The organism is Bacteroides sp. BFG-637 (assembly GCF_024793605.1).
Taxonomy (GTDB): Bacteria; Bacteroidota; Bacteroidia; order Bacteroidales; family Bacteroidaceae; genus Bacteroides; species Bacteroides vicugnae.
Window position 1 is genome coordinate 6,310,910 of the sequence record NZ_JANUPD010000002.1, and the last position, 16,626, is coordinate 6,327,535.

The 16,626-nt window shown below is 47.9% G+C and carries 21 protein-coding genes and 1 pseudogene; 9 read left to right on the forward strand and 13 right to left on the reverse strand.

Annotated features, from left to right (window positions below; all coding sequences use genetic code 11):
* Nucleotides 1-77 precede the first annotated feature (77 nt).
* The 10 genes from NXX38_RS24825 to NXX38_RS24870 form a co-directional block, all read right to left on the reverse strand.
* On the reverse strand, nt 78-278 hold the full coding sequence (locus NXX38_RS24825) for a hypothetical protein (RefSeq protein WP_258981532.1): 201 nt from the start codon (nt 276-278) through the stop codon (nt 78-80).
* A gap of 24 nt (nt 279-302) precedes the next feature.
* Nucleotides 303-539: a hypothetical protein gene (locus NXX38_RS24830; RefSeq protein WP_005816304.1), complete on the reverse strand. Its 237-nt coding sequence runs from the start codon at nt 537-539 to the stop codon at nt 303-305.
* A gap of 9 nt (nt 540-548) precedes the next feature.
* Nucleotides 549-755, reverse strand: a complete 207-nt coding sequence (locus tag NXX38_RS24835; RefSeq protein WP_005816302.1) for a hypothetical protein — start codon at nt 753-755, stop codon at nt 549-551.
* A complete protein-coding gene (locus tag NXX38_RS24840; protein WP_005816300.1) occupies nt 752-1,189 on the reverse strand; it encodes a DUF4186 domain-containing protein in 438 nt (145 codons plus the stop codon). The genes NXX38_RS24835 and NXX38_RS24840 overlap by 4 nt, the downstream gene beginning before the upstream one ends.
* A 183-nt stretch (nt 1,190-1,372) precedes the next feature.
* A complete protein-coding gene (locus NXX38_RS24845) occupies nt 1,373-1,618 on the reverse strand; it encodes a hypothetical protein (protein WP_005816298.1) in 246 nt (81 codons plus the stop codon).
* 14 nt (nt 1,619-1,632) lie between these two features.
* Entirely contained in the window at nt 1,633-2,208 is a 576-nt protein-coding gene (locus NXX38_RS24850) for a DUF6155 family protein (RefSeq protein WP_007837469.1), read from the reverse strand.
* Between the two features lie 10 nt (nt 2,209-2,218).
* Nucleotides 2,219-2,518 (reverse strand): thioredoxin, encoded by a 300-nt coding sequence (trxA, locus tag NXX38_RS24855; protein ID WP_005816294.1) that lies wholly within the window; start codon nt 2,516-2,518, stop codon nt 2,219-2,221.
* Between the two features lie 194 nt (nt 2,519-2,712).
* Nucleotides 2,713-3,249, reverse strand: coding sequence for a hypothetical protein (locus NXX38_RS24860; RefSeq protein WP_005816292.1), 537 nt, complete (start codon nt 3,247-3,249; stop codon nt 2,713-2,715).
* Nucleotides 3,250-3,252: 3 nt separating this feature from the next.
* Nucleotides 3,253-3,936 (reverse strand): DUF3800 domain-containing protein, encoded by a 684-nt coding sequence (locus tag NXX38_RS24865; RefSeq protein WP_005816290.1) that lies wholly within the window; start codon nt 3,934-3,936, stop codon nt 3,253-3,255.
* 16 nt (nt 3,937-3,952) lie between these two features.
* Nucleotides 3,953-4,576 (reverse strand): recombinase family protein, encoded by a 624-nt coding sequence (locus NXX38_RS24870; protein WP_005816288.1) that lies wholly within the window; start codon nt 4,574-4,576, stop codon nt 3,953-3,955.
* Between the two features lie 254 nt (nt 4,577-4,830).
* Between NXX38_RS24870 and NXX38_RS24875 the strand changes: the two genes are divergently transcribed.
* The 7 genes from NXX38_RS24875 to NXX38_RS24905 all read left to right on the forward strand — a co-directional run bounded on the left by NXX38_RS24875 (nt 4,831) and on the right by NXX38_RS24905 (nt 11,475).
* The gene (locus NXX38_RS24875) at nt 4,831-5,943 is read left to right on the forward strand and encodes a hypothetical protein (RefSeq protein WP_005816286.1); all 1,113 of its coding nucleotides are present in this window, start codon (nt 4,831-4,833) and stop codon (nt 5,941-5,943) included.
* A 24-nt stretch (nt 5,944-5,967) separates the two neighbouring features.
* Complete coding sequence (locus tag NXX38_RS24880; RefSeq protein ID WP_004319947.1) at nt 5,968-6,414, forward strand: hypothetical protein; 447 nt, start codon at nt 5,968-5,970, stop codon at nt 6,412-6,414.
* Nucleotides 6,415-6,468: 54 nt separating this feature from the next.
* Nucleotides 6,469-6,906 carry a hypothetical protein gene (locus NXX38_RS24885; protein WP_224204808.1) on the forward strand — a complete coding sequence of 146 codons (438 nt, stop codon included), beginning with the start codon at nt 6,469-6,471 and terminating at the stop codon, nt 6,904-6,906.
* On the forward strand, nt 6,896-7,390 hold the full coding sequence (locus NXX38_RS24890; RefSeq protein WP_005816282.1) for a hypothetical protein: 495 nt from the start codon (nt 6,896-6,898) through the stop codon (nt 7,388-7,390). The genes NXX38_RS24885 and NXX38_RS24890 overlap by 11 nt, the downstream gene beginning before the upstream one ends.
* Before the next feature lie 79 nt (nt 7,391-7,469).
* Nucleotides 7,470-8,354 (forward strand): hypothetical protein, encoded by an 885-nt coding sequence (locus tag NXX38_RS24895; RefSeq protein ID WP_005816280.1) that lies wholly within the window; start codon nt 7,470-7,472, stop codon nt 8,352-8,354.
* A 208-nt stretch (nt 8,355-8,562) separates the two neighbouring features.
* Nucleotides 8,563-10,014: a MobV family relaxase gene (gene mobV / locus NXX38_RS24900; protein ID WP_005816278.1), complete on the forward strand. Its 1,452-nt coding sequence runs from the start codon at nt 8,563-8,565 to the stop codon at nt 10,012-10,014.
* Nucleotides 10,015-10,068: 54 nt separating this feature from the next.
* Entirely contained in the window at nt 10,069-11,475 is a 1,407-nt protein-coding gene (locus tag NXX38_RS24905; protein WP_005816276.1) for an OmpA family protein, read from the forward strand.
* Between the two features lie 138 nt (nt 11,476-11,613).
* Here the strand turns inward: NXX38_RS24905 and NXX38_RS24910 are convergent.
* A pseudogene (locus NXX38_RS24910) lies at nt 11,614-12,877 on the reverse strand (ATP-binding protein).
* A gap of 394 nt (nt 12,878-13,271) precedes the next feature.
* Here NXX38_RS24910 and NXX38_RS24915 point away from each other — a divergent pair.
* Both NXX38_RS24915 and NXX38_RS24920 read left to right on the forward strand, forming a co-directional pair.
* Nucleotides 13,272-13,565, forward strand: a complete 294-nt coding sequence (locus NXX38_RS24915) for a hypothetical protein (RefSeq protein ID WP_005816271.1) — start codon at nt 13,272-13,274, stop codon at nt 13,563-13,565.
* Between the two features lie 2 nt (nt 13,566-13,567).
* Nucleotides 13,568-13,933 carry a DUF2958 domain-containing protein gene (locus NXX38_RS24920; protein ID WP_005816269.1) on the forward strand — a complete coding sequence of 122 codons (366 nt, stop codon included), beginning with the start codon at nt 13,568-13,570 and terminating at the stop codon, nt 13,931-13,933.
* 106 nt (nt 13,934-14,039) lie between these two features.
* Here the strand turns inward: NXX38_RS24920 and NXX38_RS24925 are convergent, their stop codons facing one another.
* Both NXX38_RS24925 and NXX38_RS24930 read right to left on the reverse strand, forming a co-directional pair.
* Complete coding sequence (locus NXX38_RS24925) at nt 14,040-15,962, reverse strand: zincin-like metallopeptidase domain-containing protein (RefSeq protein WP_005816267.1); 1,923 nt, start codon at nt 15,960-15,962, stop codon at nt 14,040-14,042.
* Nucleotides 15,963-15,968: 6 nt separating this feature from the next.
* Complete coding sequence (locus NXX38_RS24930; protein WP_005816265.1) at nt 15,969-16,574, reverse strand: hypothetical protein; 606 nt, start codon at nt 16,572-16,574, stop codon at nt 15,969-15,971.
* Between the last annotated feature and the right edge of the window lie 52 nt (nt 16,575-16,626).

Below are 16,626 nucleotides of genomic sequence, written 5' to 3' on the forward strand. Positions count from 1 at the left end.
ATTGTGTCCGTAGGCAAGGATATTCAGATTCCTCACCTTAACATTTTGATAAAAATAAAGATACTGCTGCCTATATTTCAAGACAGCAGTATAAACCTTACTCTGCAGGTGCCCATTTGCAACGCACAGGAGAGACGATTGCACCCTCTGCTTTCAGCTGCTTCCATGGCTGCATCTACCTCTTTGCGGTCGAGACCGCTGAGTTCTGCGATTTTACCTGCGTTGAGAGGCTGACCAGCCTCTTTCATTGTTGCCAATACTTTTTCTTTTGCGTCCATTGTTTTGATGATTTGATGTTTTGTTTATAATCTTGTTATTAACTCTTGTATTTTGTCTTCCCTTATAATCTTCGGTTGTGCCTTACCTGCCAGAACGAGAATTTTCTTCCCGTTTCTGTAGATGTGCAGCTGTCTGCTTCGTACCACTGCTGTCAAGGTCTCATCATCCTGCATGGCTTGCCATATAGGATAATACACACCTTCTGGTTCAAACAACTTCTTCTGAAGGTGTGAGCACATGTTGGTTGTATCTATTGTCATATCGTTACGTCATATCATTAACATGATTCTGCCAGCTTCTTTTGTGAACATTTCAGGGAAACGGCAGATTGTTGCATACACCTGCTTGCTTGTCACAGGCTGACCGTCCTTTCTCAGGTGCAGCCTATGACGATTGATGGCATCGGCAATCTGGTCGGTTGTCATGCCGCCATTTCGCTTTACCATCACATATACTATGGCTTCTTCTATCTTCATCCTTTATTCATCTGTTTTTCAATCCATGCCATCAATACGGCAACAGCATATTCCTGTTCTTCCTTGGTCAGTGCCCTGCCTGCTGAGATGTGATGCCACTTGAAGAAGCATCCCCGGCAACAACAGCCAGTGGCATGTTGAGCCAGGAAAACAGGATGCCCACGCATGGGAGTCTGCTTGCCGTCGTTCGGTATGACAGCCGGAGCAAGTCTTTTTGCCACAAAGTCCTCTGCGTGTTTTCGTATCGTCGGCAATCCCTTTTCCATTACATACTCCCTGTCTTGCTTGGACAGATGGAACCGGCTGCGAAAATCAGACTTTGCCAATCTCTCAAAGAGATTCGTCAGGTCATACTCTTTCTTATCACCAGGAACGCTTTCTTGCGGCTCTTCCTCTTGGAACAACGATGGATATATGTATTTCTGTGACATCATTATCTGTTGCTTCTGATTTCTAATGTTATATCCATATATGACCGCTTGCCGTCTATATAGTCTGCATAGAGTATTTCTTCGCTTCTGCCTTTCAGAATATGGCACTTACCGCACAGCTCACAGTTGTGCAGACATCTCCATTCATTCAGAACGTAATCCAAACGTTCCTCTCGTGTAGATGATTCAATAGAGGGTGTGCTCATAATCAGTGTCTCCCACAGCGTGGTCAATCAGTGCCTGAAACTCTTCTTCCGTATAGTCTTCTTCCCAACCATACGTTACGTCCTTTATGCCCAAAGTAAACCCTAATGCCTCAGAATAGGATATGCCAATTTCAGCTGCAAGGTCTCTTGCCGCTTGAAAAATCTGCTCTTCTTTGCTTAAGGGCAGTTGTTTCGCTTTCTTATGTTTTTTCTTTGGTTTCCCCATTTGAGTATATTCGTTTAATAATCAGCGTTGATGGGCATCTTGAAATTCCTGTATTTCTTTCGGAGTTCCTCATTTTGCGCCTTCATTTCCTCATACATATCATTCAGTGCGTCAGGAAATCCCCATCCACAAGGGCTTGCCCAACGAAGGCATTGCTTGATTCGGGAATCATACTTGTCCCAAAGGTCATAAAGCACGATGTGGCGCAATGTCTTGTCGAAATTACTCTCAACAGAATCATAGAATTGCTCCCACATGTCTCCATAGTCATAAGTGAACTGACAGGCATTCTCCATATAGAACACCATCAATTCTGCGACTGAATCTTCCGAAGGCTTCAGTTTCTTGAAGTCGGACAATGCCTTGCGGCACACTGAGAAGCGTGTCTTTGGCTCTCTGTTTCTGCTCGGATAGAACTCTTCCCGTATGATGTGCTTATACTCTTCCAGCTTCTGGCCCTCATTCGGCTCTGCATAGAAGTCAAGATATTCCTTTGCCTCTTTCCGTGCAGAATAAAGTTCCAATACCATTTTTATTATTTCACTCTTGTCCATGGACATGAGGACAGACTTTAATTTAGATTTTGACATTTCTGCTCTTTTATCTTAAAAACGGGTCAATCGTTGCCAGCAACTCTGATTTCTGCATCACACCGCTCGTCCTCCACAACACTTCGCCGCGTCTGAACAGCATCAATGTGGGCACAGACTGTATGCCATACTGACTTGCAGTCACCCCATACTTGTCCACATCTACCTTGATGATGCGGATTCTGTCACCCAACACTTCCTTCACCTGCTCAAGGATGGGGTGCATCATCTTGCATGGCTGGCACCAGGTGGCGAAGAAATCGACCAAGACAAGTTGGTCACTTGATATAACGTCTTTGAATGTTTCCATTACGATTTTCTGTAAAATTATGCTATTTTCTTTCCTGTTATCTTACAATACTGCCCTGCAAATGTTAAAATCGAGAAGAATTCAATGAAAAACCTTCGTTATTTCAAAGAATATTCGTACCTTTGCAGCGCTCATCTATAGATAGAAGGAGTTTCGAGACCCGGTTGCCTTTGATGCAATTCGGGTCTTGCGTTTTATAGTGGTGTCTGCAATCTCTTTTTCATCTTCTTTTCCAAAGCCTTTAGTCCATACTCTTTGTTAAGATGGTATGCTGTCAACAGATAGAATCCGTTGCTACGTTGTTGTTCCAAGACAATAACATACTTTTCCACTTTATCATAGATGTATGTTTTCTTGACCTTACGCTTTTTGCCGTCCCTCTCTTCTATGGTAAATACATCCAGATTGTCTGGTGTCAATTCTCTCACATGGTGATTTATCCAATGAAGCCTTTGTGAACGAGCCATCTCGAATACTCGCTTTGGATAAGTCGTACCGTCTTCGTTCTCAACCATGATTTCTTCACAGGTAAGATGCTTGAACAATCTTGCCATGTCAATCTCGCCATCTGTCTTTATAGGATAGATGCGCCACCCTCTGAATGAGAATTGACAGTTATCTTCTATATCACGCTTGAATATTGCATGAAGATCATGCTCTCTTTCTCGTTCACTGAGATATGCCAGTTCCAGCAGCTCAGGGTATTTCTTGATAATATTCAAACTGCTCATTGGCTATTTCAGTGCGATAAAAAACAAATTAAACTTCTTTCTAAATTTGGGAGTTGTGGTGTTGAGACTGATATTACTGTGTTTTTTTATCTTTTCAATCAGCTTCATTTTGGCTCTCACCCTTCCTTCAACTTCTCCCTTTTCATATCTAAGGTTGTAGTTGATGGCTCCCATTAGAACATCTGCCAATTGGATGAAGACACTTTCGTGTGAACGTATAAACTGAAACCTGCCAATGGAAGAGTTGTATTCCATTATTTTTCTGAGCCTCTCCAGCTTATCGCTACTGCATGTGTCCTTGATATCCATATATATGTTATATGTATAATCCATGTCCATCTTGTGATGCAGCAATTGGTAGTACATGCGAAAGTAGAAATCATTAAACGTATAGTCTTCTCGTTTCTCGTCAATCTGACTCTTGTCAACAACCACAGCCCTAAATTCCATGTCATTCATAAAGAACCAGTCTATAAGCTCTGCATAGACTTTATACGTGGCCTCGTGGACATTTGTCCATTTCAGCTCATCACTATAGCCGTGCTTCTTCTTAATATCTTTTATGGCATCTTTTGCCATGCGGATTTGTGTGTATGCTATACTTGTACATCCCAAAAGCATGTAGGGATGACCGTCATGCACCATGTGGGTGCTTTCATCACAGTAGATGTTGAATGTCTTATTCATTGTATCTGTTTTTTGTTTATTCTTTATTCCTTTTCTTCAGCGGTCCACTATGAGGTCCACGGTTCAGCGTCACACCATGCTTGTTGAGTATGCGGAACACGGAACTTCGGCTTGTGAAGCCGCTGATGGCAAAGATGTCATCTATGCTGTGCCCCTCGTTGTACATGTTCACGATATTCTTCTCACGCTCCAGTTTCGACAGTGCCCTTTCCGACTTCTTGGGCGGCCGGATATTCTGTTGCAGATGGATGATGTGTGCCGATGCCTTGCGCAGCACGGCACACTCCTCAGAGAGTGACCCGAACATACGGATGACCTGTGAGGGCTTGGTGTCGGGGAAAAGTTCGTCAAACGTATCGATGCGGTCTTGGATGGAGATGATGCGAACCACCTTCACACGGCAGTATTCTATGAATGTAGCCAGTTCACGGGTGCCACGCAGTGCGTTACTGAACCTCGACACCACCAGCTCGTCGCCGCGCTCCAGACTCGATATGAGCTGCTTCCACATCGGGCGCAGCCTCTCGTGTTCGGACAGTTCCTCTATCACCTGAACACAGCCGTATTGCTGCATCCAAGCCTTGTCTTCTGCATACTCTTCGCCATTGGTGGCGATAAAGATGTAACCTACTTTTGCCATACTGTTGTACGCTATTAAATGAAATCAAGTGCAAAGGTACACTATTTTTCCGAGAAACAATCATACTTGAACGAAAAATCATACTTAAACACGATAATTTGCCATTTTCTTTTCACTTGATTTCATTGAAAATCATACTCGCAAGTATGATACACAAATAAGATTAAACTTACTGTCATTCTTGCAAATATATCGCTGAAACGCATTAACTTTGCACCGTCAATTTCAAAATCAGACTCAAAATAATGACAACAATGAAATATGAAACCCAACTTTTCGGAGGACAAACCAACCTCCATTGCATGAAGCAAATATTGCATAATGCAAAATCAAACTCGCATGGCTGTATCAGACTTGCCATTTGTATTGCCACTGCGTTTGCCGTAGTCATGCTGACAGCATGTTCAGACGGAAACGGCACGAAGTCGTTCCATTCGAGCGATGAAGCCATCAGAGAGTATCATGGCTTTCTGACCACTCTTCGACAGAACGGCAAGGTCTCAATTCAGACATTAGTTAAGATTGTCAACGAATGGCGCGTGTTGGACGATTCCGTGACATCGTGCATCTCACGTGACACTGTCAGGAAAGCCCACTCATACCCGTTCACGGTATATCATGAGTTGAACGACTCCATCCACATCGAGCTGTGCCGTATGGCGATGTCTAAGCAACGCACCTTTCACGACCTGCTCTATCTCAGAGAACAGACCTCTTCCCATGTTGGTGATGAGGAACTACAGCAAGCCGTGAAGGAAGCACAGCCATTCTTCGCTTCCTTGGATAGCCTGCCTATATATAATAAAGGTGGTAAACAGGCGGTACTGAAGCGTTACCTGCTGTTCCTGCAAAAATCCGCCAAGCAAGGCATTCACGGCAAGGAAGACCTGCTCGCTTTCATCAAGGAAGAGCATTTGTATTTCAAATCCTTCCTGCAATACCTGCCGGATTTTGCTGACGATGACATCGGTGACATCAGACGAAACACCGAACACTGCTGTCGGGAGATACTCCGTGCCGCCGACCGCAAGGATTTGTCCCACAAGGATGCAATGATATACCTCTCCATGCGCACCAACCACCGTCTGCTGCGCAACGCACAAGCGGCTATCGAGGATCTGAATAGTGGCAGGGTAAAGGACGAGCACACCATGCACGCCTACCTCCTGATGATGATGCAGCCGTTCATGACGATGGATGACCTTTCCGTGAGCGTGCTCTCCGACAAGGACAAGGCAGACCTCTACAAAATAGCCGATGCGCTCCCCAAGGAGATGGACGGTCTGGCCAAGAAACTGCACCTCGACAAGCAACGCCTGTCGGATATGCCCATGCTCATGATGAAGATTTATGTCACAAGATTATAAACACCCCAAACAGAGAATACGATTATGTTAGAACAGTTTTGCGATGATTTCCTTGCCGTCGTGCCTTTGCAGTTGCCAGAACTGCTGGACAAGCGCAAGATGGAGAAGCCTGTCAAGTATGACGATTACGTGCTTCTTACTTTCCAGTTGAACACCCCTTTCACGATAGAGGAGGTGATGGATATGCTCGAAGACGAGATGGAAATGATAATCCTCTATCACCACATTCCAAGCCGTCATACGGAGTTCGGACACAGCTGCTGTGCCTATTCCAACCCTTCTTTCGGACGGATGTTCAAGGTCAACGGCTCCACAGATGAGCGTGGCATGGTCAGCCAGATAAAAGTGACCATCTATGACTCGCTGGAGCACATGTCGGCAGATGTATGCCTCGACCTCAGTCTGCATTGCAAGAACGGGTTCTTCAAATACATGAAGCCCAAGGAGGAAGTCCTGCTCGACTTCATTTGAAAGTTACATTTGCCAGATGACAGTCCTGTTCTACCGCAACAACGCTCCATTCTGTTGTCCACAACAAAGGCCAAAGTCATGCCACAAGCTCCCGACCATCTGATGAAGGAAACGCTTTACATGAAGATTATCCATCTTCTCGACCGTCACCGCACATGGCTGGAGATTGAGAGCATCGCCACTGTCCGCAACCACACGATAGTCAGGAACGGCAGAATGACCGACATCCTCAGCCGTGTGCTTGTGGTCAAGGCCATCCACCATCATTTCCCCTACACGAGAGGGCAAGTGTGGCAGATAGCCGAGTACGACTTGGAACAGGCTATCAAGAGCCTTCGGACAACCGACGGAGCTTTCCGTCAGAGAATAATCAAGGGAGAACTGACACTGGAGGATGTGGAGCGTATCATATCCACTGCCACACACGGTGTCGTCCAGCCCGACCTGAGTCCACTTCCATTATTCACATGCTATACATATTATGACAAGTAAGATACTGTTTCTCATCCTGATGTCAGCGTTCTTCTTTGTGACGATGATTCTGCACAGAAGCCGCAGACAGTTTATGACACGGTTCTATCTGCGCATGACCGCGCTTGTGACAGCAAGGAAGCTCTACCGGTTGATGCTGCTCATCCTGCTGTACGTGTTCCACTTCCTCTACCTCTGTGTACACTATAACGACATAGGCGTAGTGGCTTCCACCATAGCGTTTGCCATATTCTTTGTCTTTATGGATGTGGAGAGGTGGCTACAGCGTCTGCACGAGGAGCGGACACCCTTCTGCATCGCCGCGTTGGCGGCAGTGGTGTTTGTCTTCACTCCTCATCTGTTCACGCTTGCTGTCACCATCTCCTTTGTCCTTCTGGCATCACTGTTCTATCCCTCGCGCATAGTCATATCGCTGTGGAAGAACAAGGCTGACCGCAAGATGCTCCTCGAAGACACAGAAATGCTCATCATATACTACTATTAAGTATCACCTGTATCATGCCGTTCCTTTTGTATAATGGAGCTGGCGACAAACAACAGTATTCACCAAACAGATTATTGAAATGAAGAAACAGAAACATAGAACGAGTTCCGGCAAGATGTCTGAACGGATGTCCCTGTTGGAGTTCTTGAAAGAGAGGTCCGGGATAAGGCTGTCGAAGCTCGAAGCCTACCTTGACCTTGTAGACAAGGCTTCTGTACAGTACATCCCCAAGGATCTGTGCAAGCAGGAGTTCAGCCTGTCCAACGGGCAGTTTGTAATCACCATTACCGAACTGGCAGGATGCTGGCATTGGCACCGCGCCACTGTCCGCACCTTCATCGAGCAGTTGGAGAAGATGAACCAGATTTCCGTCACCCGTCTCACGAAGAGCCAAATCATCACCATCCCGATGTTGGCTGAGACACCTGCCGTTTCTCCGATTGACGCAGCCTTGGATGTGTTCCGCCAGAAGATGTGTACCGCATTGGACGAATGGCGAAGCGGCAAGATGTCCGCATCGGCTTGCGCCTCGGAATGTGAACAACTCTACGAAGATGCAACAGAGGAAGTAGCCATTATCTTGCAGAAAGCCGACAATGGCAATTCAATTGGCAAGGTGCCATGCGGAAGAAACATTCCCGAATCTGTAGGACACGCCTTTTGTATGACTGCACTCACAGCTGTCTGCGAAGCCACCTTCCATCAGGTGCTTTCGCAGGAAACAGATAACGCCCTCGTTACCTCCCTTCTTCCCTTCTTTTACAAAGACCTGGGAGGAGACTGGCTCTCATTCATCGAGGCGGCAAAGGCAATATCAGAATTGGCATTGGATGGCAGCTCACCAGCCTTGCATCAGGAAAGCGCAGCCATCAAGTCACAGTTTCAGTCACTCTGCCGACCGTTCCTTGCCATTGTAGCCAACCAAGAGGGCTCCTGTCCATCAAAAGGCTGTATTAACCTCTAATAATCACCGTACAACGCTTCTTCTTTTCTACTGGCACAGTGTTTACACGTCTGCCATTGCTGTAAAATAATCGGGCTTGCCCGTTGGTCGGAAATGAGGGAATTTGGGTAGCCTAATACCCCTCTTGGTCTCCGACCATCGGGAGGCTGTCCTTACAAGCAGCAAGCTGGAGACAGGAGAGTTGTACACACATAAAAGGAAATAGGTTATGGCAACACCAAAACAGGTTATGGATTTCCGACCATCTAAGGGAATCACCACAGCACAGAGCAACGAGCACCAACGCCGTTGGACGGAAAAGGGTTGGGGATCCGCTGAATCAACAGGCAACTACGACCGCAGCCGTGAGCGGCTCAACTTCGAGGTTCGGGGCGGCAAGGTTTGTCCTATAGACAAGAGCCGAAGCATCCCGGAGCGCATGGCAGACATCCTGCGGAGCCGTGGAATCAAAGACCCCAACGAGGGACTGGCAGAGCCACGCTTCCGCACAGTGGTCAATTTCATCTTCGGAGGCTCACGAGAACGTATGACAGAATTGGCATTCGGTGACCAGAAGGTGAATCTCACTCACGGAGCGGACAATTCGCATCTAACCCGATGCAAGGACATTGAGGAATGGGCAAAGGATGTTTACCGCTTTGTTGCGGACAAATACGGTGAGGAGAACATCGTCGCTTTCATCTTACACTTGGACGAAACCAATCCGCACGTTCACTGCACCCTCTTGCCAATCAAGGACGGCAAGTTTGCATACAAACAGATATTCGCCGGAAAGGACAAGTACGAGTTTTCTGCCAGGATGAAAGCCCTGCACAGCGAATTTGCCGATGTCAACAAGCGTTGGGGCATGGAGCGCGGAACTTCCGTCTCAGAGACGGGAGCACGCCACCGCACCACCGAAGAATACCGCCGCCAGCTGTCAGAACAGTGCACCACCATTGAGCAGTCCGTCGCCACCCATCAGCGGACACTCGCCTCGCTCCAATCGGACATCCGTCTGGCAGAGCGGAGAGTAAAAGGACTCACCTCAATGGTCAACAACCTCTTGCAGGAGAAGGCTGAGAAGGAGGCGGCACTTGCTGAATTGCATCGGCAGATTCTTGCAGGTCACGACAATCCTGATGCTCTCCGTCAGCAAGTCCAAGAGCTGGAGCAGGAACTGTCCGCTATCCAGTCGAAACTGGACGACAAGCAGGAGAAGCTCTCAGAGGCTGACCGCAAGCTCGATGCCCTGCGTGAGGAGATGACCGCCATGAAGGAGCGCACGGAGGAGTTGCGGCAGGAGGCACACAGATATTCCGATACTATCCGACAAGGTGCGGACACCGTTCTCAGAAATGCCCTTCTCGAAAACATGGTCAGCGAGTTCTCCGAACGTGTGGCACGGCTTTCCAATGAGGGCAAGGACGTGTTTGACGGTTCCCTGCTTCAGGCCTTTGCGGAGAATGGAACGGAGGTGATGTACTGTGCCACGCTTCTATTCCTCGGCTACGTCGATGATGCCACCACCTTTGCCGAAGGTCATGGCGGTGGCGGCAGTTCGTCCGACCTCAAATGGGGACGTGACGATGACGAGGATGAACGCGCTTGGGCACGCCGTTGCATGATGAAAGCTGCACGCATGATGCGCCCCTCTTCCGGCAAAAGGAAGAAACGATAAGCGGCACTGTCACGTATCACCTGTTATAGTATTCACCAGATTAAATTGAACAACATGAGAAAAATACTTATTCTATCCCTTGGCTTCGCCCTTTCATTGGGTGCGCAAGCCAAAGACTATCACCGCACGGCGGACACCACCACCGTTGTATGCAGACTTTCGGCAGACGGTATGCTTCGTCCGCTTAAACCTTCCTACATGAAAGGGGCATTGGTAGCTTCGCCATGGACGGACAACTGGTTTGTCCAAGCGGCAGGAGGAACTACGGTCTTCCTCGGCAAACCGCTCGGATGCAACGACCTATTCGGTCGCATGAAACCGGCATTCTCCGTGTCGATCGGCAAATGGTTCACACCTTCCGTCGGCGGTCGTCTGAACTATGGCGGTATGCAGTTCAACGACTGCAACAACTCCTCGCAGGACTACCAGTACCTGCGTGCTGATTTCATGTGGAATGTCCTCGGCAACCTCTACAAGGACGATGTACACACTCTTGCCAGATGGAGTGTCATTCCATACGTGGGCGTGGGTATGCTGCACAACAAGGTGAATGCCCACAAGCCCTTTGCCATTTCCTACGGCATACAGGGGCAGTATCATCTCTCCCCACGCATTGCTGTTACGGCAGAGATAGGCAACATGACCACCATGCAGGATTTTGACGGCTATGGCAAGGCACACCGCCTTGGCGACCATCTGCTGTCCGCATCCCTCGGCCTCTCTGTCCGCATCGGCAAGACTGGCTGGAAGCGAGTGATAGACGCTCGCCCGTACATCGCACAGAACGAATGGCTTTCGGCATACGCCTCATCCCTTTCTGACAGCAACAGCCGCTATCACGCCCAGCACGATCGAGATTGTCAGACTCTGGAGCAGCTGCGCAAGATTCTTGCCATCGAGGGACTTCTGGACAAGTACGGCCACCTCTTTTCTGACGATGCCGCTTCTTCCGTCACAAATGGCTATCCTCGAAACGACTACAGCGGTCTCAACTCGCTGCGTGCAAGAATGAGAGACAAGTATGGTAATGGTCAAAAGACAAAGGTCATGGAGTCCGCCTCTTGTACAGAAGAATATGGCAATGCTGAAGGTGAGCCGGAAGACGATTACCTATCGCTCATCCACTCAGGAAAGGCTTGCATAGGTGCGCCCATCTATTTCTTCTTTGAACTTGGCACTGACAGGTTGCTCAACAGGTCACAGCTCGTCAATCTCGACGAAGTAGCACGCATCGCCAAGAAATATGGCTTGAAAGTTAAGGTCATCGGCGCTGCCGACAGTGCCACAGGCAGTGAAGCCATCAATGATAACCTCAGCCGTTCCCGTGCCAGATTCATTGCAGAGGAACTGATGAAACGTGGTATGGAAAATGGCACCATCTCTCAGATTTTCGATGGCGGCATTGACGATTACTCGCCCAATGAGGCGAACCGCCATACCAGAATCCTGCTGTATCTATAGCCAGACATACAGCTCCGAACAAGAGCACTAAAACTTTTTTTCATTGATAAATTTTAGAAAGGGAGGGCTTGTCCGTGATGGATAGGCCCTCCCTTAATCATATATGTATTAACGCATATTCTATGCGCATATCTTTTTTTATCCGTGTTTCTCAGTACTTGACCAGTCAAGCAGGAAGTCATATATACTCATTATCTGTATGCCGTTTTCGTCGCTCCACTGCTTGGTATGTTCTCCCACGATCAGCAGTTTGCGGAAAGAGTCATCTACAAGACGCAACGACCGTTTCTCCTGTTCCATCTTTTCTGCATCGGGCATACGCCACGCCGACTGGATGTAGATCCGCTCGCTCCCTTTGTTGCAGACAAAATCCACTTCCAATGTCACCCTCTGCTGCTTTCCTTCCGTATTCCTCACTCGATGATAGACGTTACCCACATCCACGAGCCATCCTCGCATACGCATCTCATTGTAGATGACGTTCTCCATGATATGTGTCGGCTCGCTCTGACGGAACGACAGAATAGCATTCCTCAGACCTACGTCCTGATAATAATACTTGGACAACGAACCTATGTATTTCCGTCCTTTGATGTCGAACCTTTCGGATTTTTCGATAAGGAAAGCATCCTGCATATATTCCAGATAAGCCGACACTGTCTTGTCGGTTATGCTCTGCACATTGCTTACGGACTTGAACGTATTGGCTATATTCAGTGCATTGACAGGTGCTCCTATACTGGATGCTACGGTCTTCGACAATTCTTCAAATTCAGGTCTCAGTTCCTATGTTGTTCCGCTCGTAGATGTCACGTAGATATACCGTGCGATAAAGGCGACGCAGGAAATCAGCCTTCTTCTCATCCCCAACCTGTGTAAGTAGTTGCGGCAAACCTCCGTACAGTCTGTATTCAGCCCAACCGTCTTCTTTCGAACCATCATACACCGTCATGAACTCCTTGAAGGATAGTGGCCACACATGTATCTCGTCACCTCTGCCTCGGAATTCCGTCACCAGGTCAGAGGACAGGAAACGCGAGTTGGAGCCTGTGACATACACATCCGCCCCTTCGGTAACTGACAAGGAAGAGAGCACCTCTACAAAGTCTTCCACCTCCTGCACCTCGTCGATGATGATATAATAAGTCTCATAGTCAATCATCATCTTTTCCACCCAGTCCAACAGGTAGTCCGGGTTCTTGAACTCTCTGTTCTTCCTACTCTCCATGTCGATGACGAGAATATGGTCTTCTCTCACGCCCTCATCCAATAGATGCTGATGAAAGAGTTTCTTCAGAAGGAACGACTTGCCTGAACGTCGCAATCCTGTGATTATCTTTATGAGCCCGTTGTTCTTTGAACGGCTCAACTGTTCTATGTATCTATATCTGTTTACTATCATATTTTACGAAAAACTGTCACTTGTGACACTTTTTCGGAGGCAAAGTTATATATTTTATCCTAAATCAAAGAAAGAAATAAAGAAAAATGCACTAAAAATCAATGATTTTCCTGTTTTGTAGTGTCTATTCCACTTGCCGATGCCCATTTTTCTTTGCAAAGTTACTGCCCGGGCGAATGGTCAAGTACCGCCATGCTAACAGGCAGAGGACTGAACGACAGCTTTCCGCAAATCAAAGATTTGGGTATTTCATTAACTCCTCCGTCTGTTTTCTTGCCTTATCGCCCTCATTCCGCAGTCTTTTGATGCACGAAAAATCAGTTCCCGACAAGAGGAGCCGAAAGGCTTCAAAAGGAGGGAAGAAAAACAAGTTGAACAAATAATTTCTTTGCGTATGGAATTACACAGATTATCAGAAAACGAGCAGGCATTTGTCGAGTGCTTCTCACGGTTCGTAAACGGTCAGATGGGGTCAGCCGCCAAGGTAGGCAATGCCCTTGCAGATGACCATCGCTATCTTATCAACGAAAAGGGCAAGGTGGTGTTTGCCTTCTTGGAACGCCTTGCCAACGACTATCAAAAAGGTCGTTATGACCAGCGTGACGAGTGGGTGTGCCGATTGGCAGCAGAGGCCATCGAACACCTTGTAGAGAACAGAATGTATTACAGAACACTTAACAACGATTGACTATGGCAAGCAGATTGATTACACCCGTATTGGAGGAGATACTGAAATCCTATCCTCTGTATTCACAGGACGGCAAAGGCAAGGATGCCGTTTGTGTGGCAATATTCTTCATCGGACACGTCCGTTGGTTCGTACTTGAAGGACAGCCGGAAGGTAACGACACCACGTTGTTCACCATCGTATGCGGTCTGCATGAAACGGAGTATGGCTATACCTCCGTCAATGAAATGGAGAGCGTAAAGGTGGATGGCTCCAAATATGGAGTGGACGAGATATTTCAAGTGGAGCAGTTGGACGGCTTCAAGCCGGTGAAACTGAAGAGCATTCCAGACGAGGATTTACAAGCATTCCTTCATAATATGGAATGACCCCAAATTAAATCAGCCGCAGGGACATTACTCCTTGCGGCTGACTATTGTTAGTACCTACTATGAGTAGTAAAGCCTACGATTAGTATATACTACGATACTACTCTCATCTTCGGAAAGCGGACTTGGCAACGTGCTCCTCTTGTACCTCTTCCTTCTGGTACTCCTCCATGTCAAGCAGTTGCTCATACGCAGAGCTGATGTTTGCGTCCATAGAATGGTTGTGGCTGAAAGGGAAGGTATGCTTCACAGAGAGTCCTGCATTGGTCACAGTCCCCACATCCAGGCTATCCTTATCCTTGTTATATTGCAGGTTCAGCAAACCACCATTCGGCATTTGGAATATCGGCATTTTTCGCTGCGCCAATTCCGAAAACTCTTCGGCGGTCATCTCCCTCGCCACAGCCTTCACGTCCTCACTGGCACGTCCTATGCCATAGCGAGTGATATGGTCACGCACTTCTTGCTCCGTATGCTTCAGGAACACCTCATACGTACCGCCGACACTCCCGTTATAGACCACTGCAAAGTCCTTGTCCTCTATTAGCAGGTCATCGCCTCTGTTCTGGCACGGCTTCCTGTAGGTCTGCTCCTCGTCCATGCCGTTCCCGTCATAGTATTCCTTGGCAAGCGTCAGCAGTCCTTGATAGTCACCTTTCTCCTTTAGCTTATCCAGTTCCGATGTGTCATCCGTTGATTGGAGATAGGCGATGGAGGCATAATAGACGTTTTCTTTCGATTGTGAAGGCTCTGTCAGGCTTTTGTACTGGGCAAAAGCCTCCTGATAATTGGTGTCAAGGTCTTTGCCGTGGTCGTAAGGAACAGAGAGTTTCACTTCCAGACCGTTACTCGTCGGCACAGCAATCTTTACAGAGTCCTCCTTCTCATGATGCTGGATATATACAGCAGAACCATTATATGCCAAGACTGCATGGTCGCCGTCATCTATGGATAGATAACTTTTCCCTTGCCCGTTTTCCTGCTCAGCCTTTTTCTCCTGGTCTATCTCCATAGCAATCTTGTCGATATGCTGCGTGAGCATTGAGGTAGCTTTTTTCACATCGAGTAGCGTGGTCTTGATGAACTGCGGCGACTCCTTCAGCGAATCCAGCCAAGACTTCAAATAGGCAGCCGAATCTCCTTTCAGATGCTTTGTCATGCCATACCGCTGAGCGGTCAGCGCAGCCGTCAGTTCTGCCACCAGTTCCTCGCGTGCATACTCTGCCGAGCCGAAGGTAGCGGGCTTGATGCGGTCTAACTGTCCCTCCGCACCCGTGGAGTGTCCCATCTCGTGGAAAAGGTTCGAGTAGAAAGACTCCCCATCCTTGAACTGCCTTTTCTCAGGCATCACAATCTCATTCTTGCTGATGGAGAAATAGGCGGAATCACCGAACATCGGTTTGATGGGACATATCCAACGGTTGTCCGCTATCATCCTATCCACGGGTTCAAAGGCAAACTGCTCGTCCTTCTCTACCTTGGGCATCGAGTATTCCTGTTCCAGTTTCTCCCAAAACTCTGGTCTGACCTCCTTCAGGTTGGTCTGCGCCACATTGAAGACATGGTAAGTCTGAAGCTTTGGATATACATTGTACTTTTCGCGCTCTTCCTGAGAGAGCAGTTTGTAGTCCTCCCACTTGATGTGTTCCTTTGTTTCCTTATTGACCACCGTAAACGTGGTGAGCATCACGGGGAAAGAATGCTCACCTTTCAGTACTGACACACGGGGCTTCTGTTCCTCGTCTTTCTTGCCAGTTTTGTTAAACTGCTGTATGCGGTCGAAGGTACAGAAGCGAGGAATCTTGTAACCCTCCTTCTCGCAATGCAGGAGCAACATCATAGCGTTCATGCCATTATATTCTCGTCCGTTCAGGTTTTTCGGCCATTGCAACGCACCTTCAGTAAACCAGGGCTTTTTCCATCCGTCTTTGCCCGACAGCGACTGAATACGCTCAATCATCATATCGGCAAACAGGTCGAGTGCCTTGTCTTCGGCACTCGGACCTTCCTTAGCATAAGGCTTTCCCATAGTCAATTAACCATTATAGGGCTGCGGAACATATTCGCTCATTTCAGACACTCGGCAGGAGAAGTCCAGTTTGTCATTGAAGACACTGACAGACAATGCCCCTTTGATGTTCGCTTTCACGCCTGGTTGCAGCCATGCCTCGCATTTGCCATCGAATAGGAAGAAACTTACCCAGATGTATTCAAATCCGTCCTGTACTTTCTCTGCGCTGAAAGCGGAGAACTGGCAGTACGGCACACCATTCTTGTCCGTCTTGTCCTCAATGCTCTTGCCCACCTTGCCGCGGAACTCCATCACGCCCTTGATGCAGTCCTCTGCCTCGTCAGGCTGGTGGCTGATGCTGCTTGCCGACAGGTTGAAATAAAGGACATCGCCCCATTTTCTTGGTACCAATACACCGGCTACCTCAATGCGTTCGCCGATGTTGCAGCTGCCCACCTCCGTCAGTGTCCCATCTTTGATGACCGACACCTCGATGGTCTTGTTAATCCCGCTCTTCGCTGGAATGACTACGTTCATGGCAAAGCTCACGAATGCCTTGCCCTCCTTGTTCGTGCGGCAGGTCGCAGCCTTGCTGACCGTTCCGCACACTGTTACATTACATTTGATCATTGCTCGATACTATTTGAATTATACATATCCATCGTCCAAGTGAAATGTCTTA

Excerpts from the sequence above, each read along its gene's own strand:
- NXX38_RS24880 (WP_004319947.1), top strand. The coding sequence starts at position 5,968 with ATGTTAGAACAGTTTTGCGATGATTTCCTTGCCGTCGTGCCTTTGCAG.
- NXX38_RS24925 (WP_005816267.1), bottom strand. The coding sequence starts at position 15,962 with ATGGGAAAGCCTTATGCTAAGGAAGGTCCGAGTGCCGAAGACAAGGCA.
- mobV (WP_005816278.1), top strand. The coding sequence starts at position 8,563 with ATGGCAACACCAAAACAGGTTATGGATTTCCGACCATCTAAGGGAATC.
- NXX38_RS24890 (WP_005816282.1), top strand. The coding sequence starts at position 6,896 with ATGACAAGTAAGATACTGTTTCTCATCCTGATGTCAGCGTTCTTCTTT.
- NXX38_RS24835 (WP_005816302.1), bottom strand. The coding sequence starts at position 755 with ATGAAGATAGAAGAAGCCATAGTATATGTGATGGTAAAGCGAAATGGC.
- NXX38_RS24930 (WP_005816265.1), bottom strand. The coding sequence starts at position 16,574 with ATGATCAAATGTAATGTAACAGTGTGCGGAACGGTCAGCAAGGCTGCG.
- trxA (WP_005816294.1), bottom strand. The coding sequence starts at position 2,518 with ATGGAAACATTCAAAGACGTTATATCAAGTGACCAACTTGTCTTGGTC.
- NXX38_RS24865 (WP_005816290.1), bottom strand. The coding sequence starts at position 3,936 with ATGAATAAGACATTCAACATCTACTGTGATGAAAGCACCCACATGGTG.
- NXX38_RS24840 (WP_005816300.1), bottom strand. The coding sequence starts at position 1,189 with ATGATGTCACAGAAATACATATATCCATCGTTGTTCCAAGAGGAAGAG.
- NXX38_RS24920 (WP_005816269.1), top strand. The coding sequence starts at position 13,568 with ATGGCAAGCAGATTGATTACACCCGTATTGGAGGAGATACTGAAATCC.
- NXX38_RS24915 (WP_005816271.1), top strand. The coding sequence starts at position 13,272 with ATGGAATTACACAGATTATCAGAAAACGAGCAGGCATTTGTCGAGTGC.
- NXX38_RS24850 (WP_007837469.1), bottom strand. The coding sequence starts at position 2,208 with ATGTCAAAATCTAAATTAAAGTCTGTCCTCATGTCCATGGACAAGAGT.
- NXX38_RS24905 (WP_005816276.1), top strand. The coding sequence starts at position 10,069 with ATGAGAAAAATACTTATTCTATCCCTTGGCTTCGCCCTTTCATTGGGT.
- NXX38_RS24875 (WP_005816286.1), top strand. The coding sequence starts at position 4,831 with ATGAAATATGAAACCCAACTTTTCGGAGGACAAACCAACCTCCATTGC.
- NXX38_RS24870 (WP_005816288.1), bottom strand. The coding sequence starts at position 4,576 with ATGGCAAAAGTAGGTTACATCTTTATCGCCACCAATGGCGAAGAGTAT.
- NXX38_RS24825 (WP_258981532.1), bottom strand. The coding sequence starts at position 278 with ATGGACGCAAAAGAAAAAGTATTGGCAACAATGAAAGAGGCTGGTCAG.
- NXX38_RS24845 (WP_005816298.1), bottom strand. The coding sequence starts at position 1,618 with ATGGGGAAACCAAAGAAAAAACATAAGAAAGCGAAACAACTGCCCTTA.
- NXX38_RS24860 (WP_005816292.1), bottom strand. The coding sequence starts at position 3,249 with ATGAGCAGTTTGAATATTATCAAGAAATACCCTGAGCTGCTGGAACTG.
- NXX38_RS24895 (WP_005816280.1), top strand. The coding sequence starts at position 7,470 with ATGAAGAAACAGAAACATAGAACGAGTTCCGGCAAGATGTCTGAACGG.
- NXX38_RS24830 (WP_005816304.1), bottom strand. The coding sequence starts at position 539 with ATGACAATAGATACAACCAACATGTGCTCACACCTTCAGAAGAAGTTG.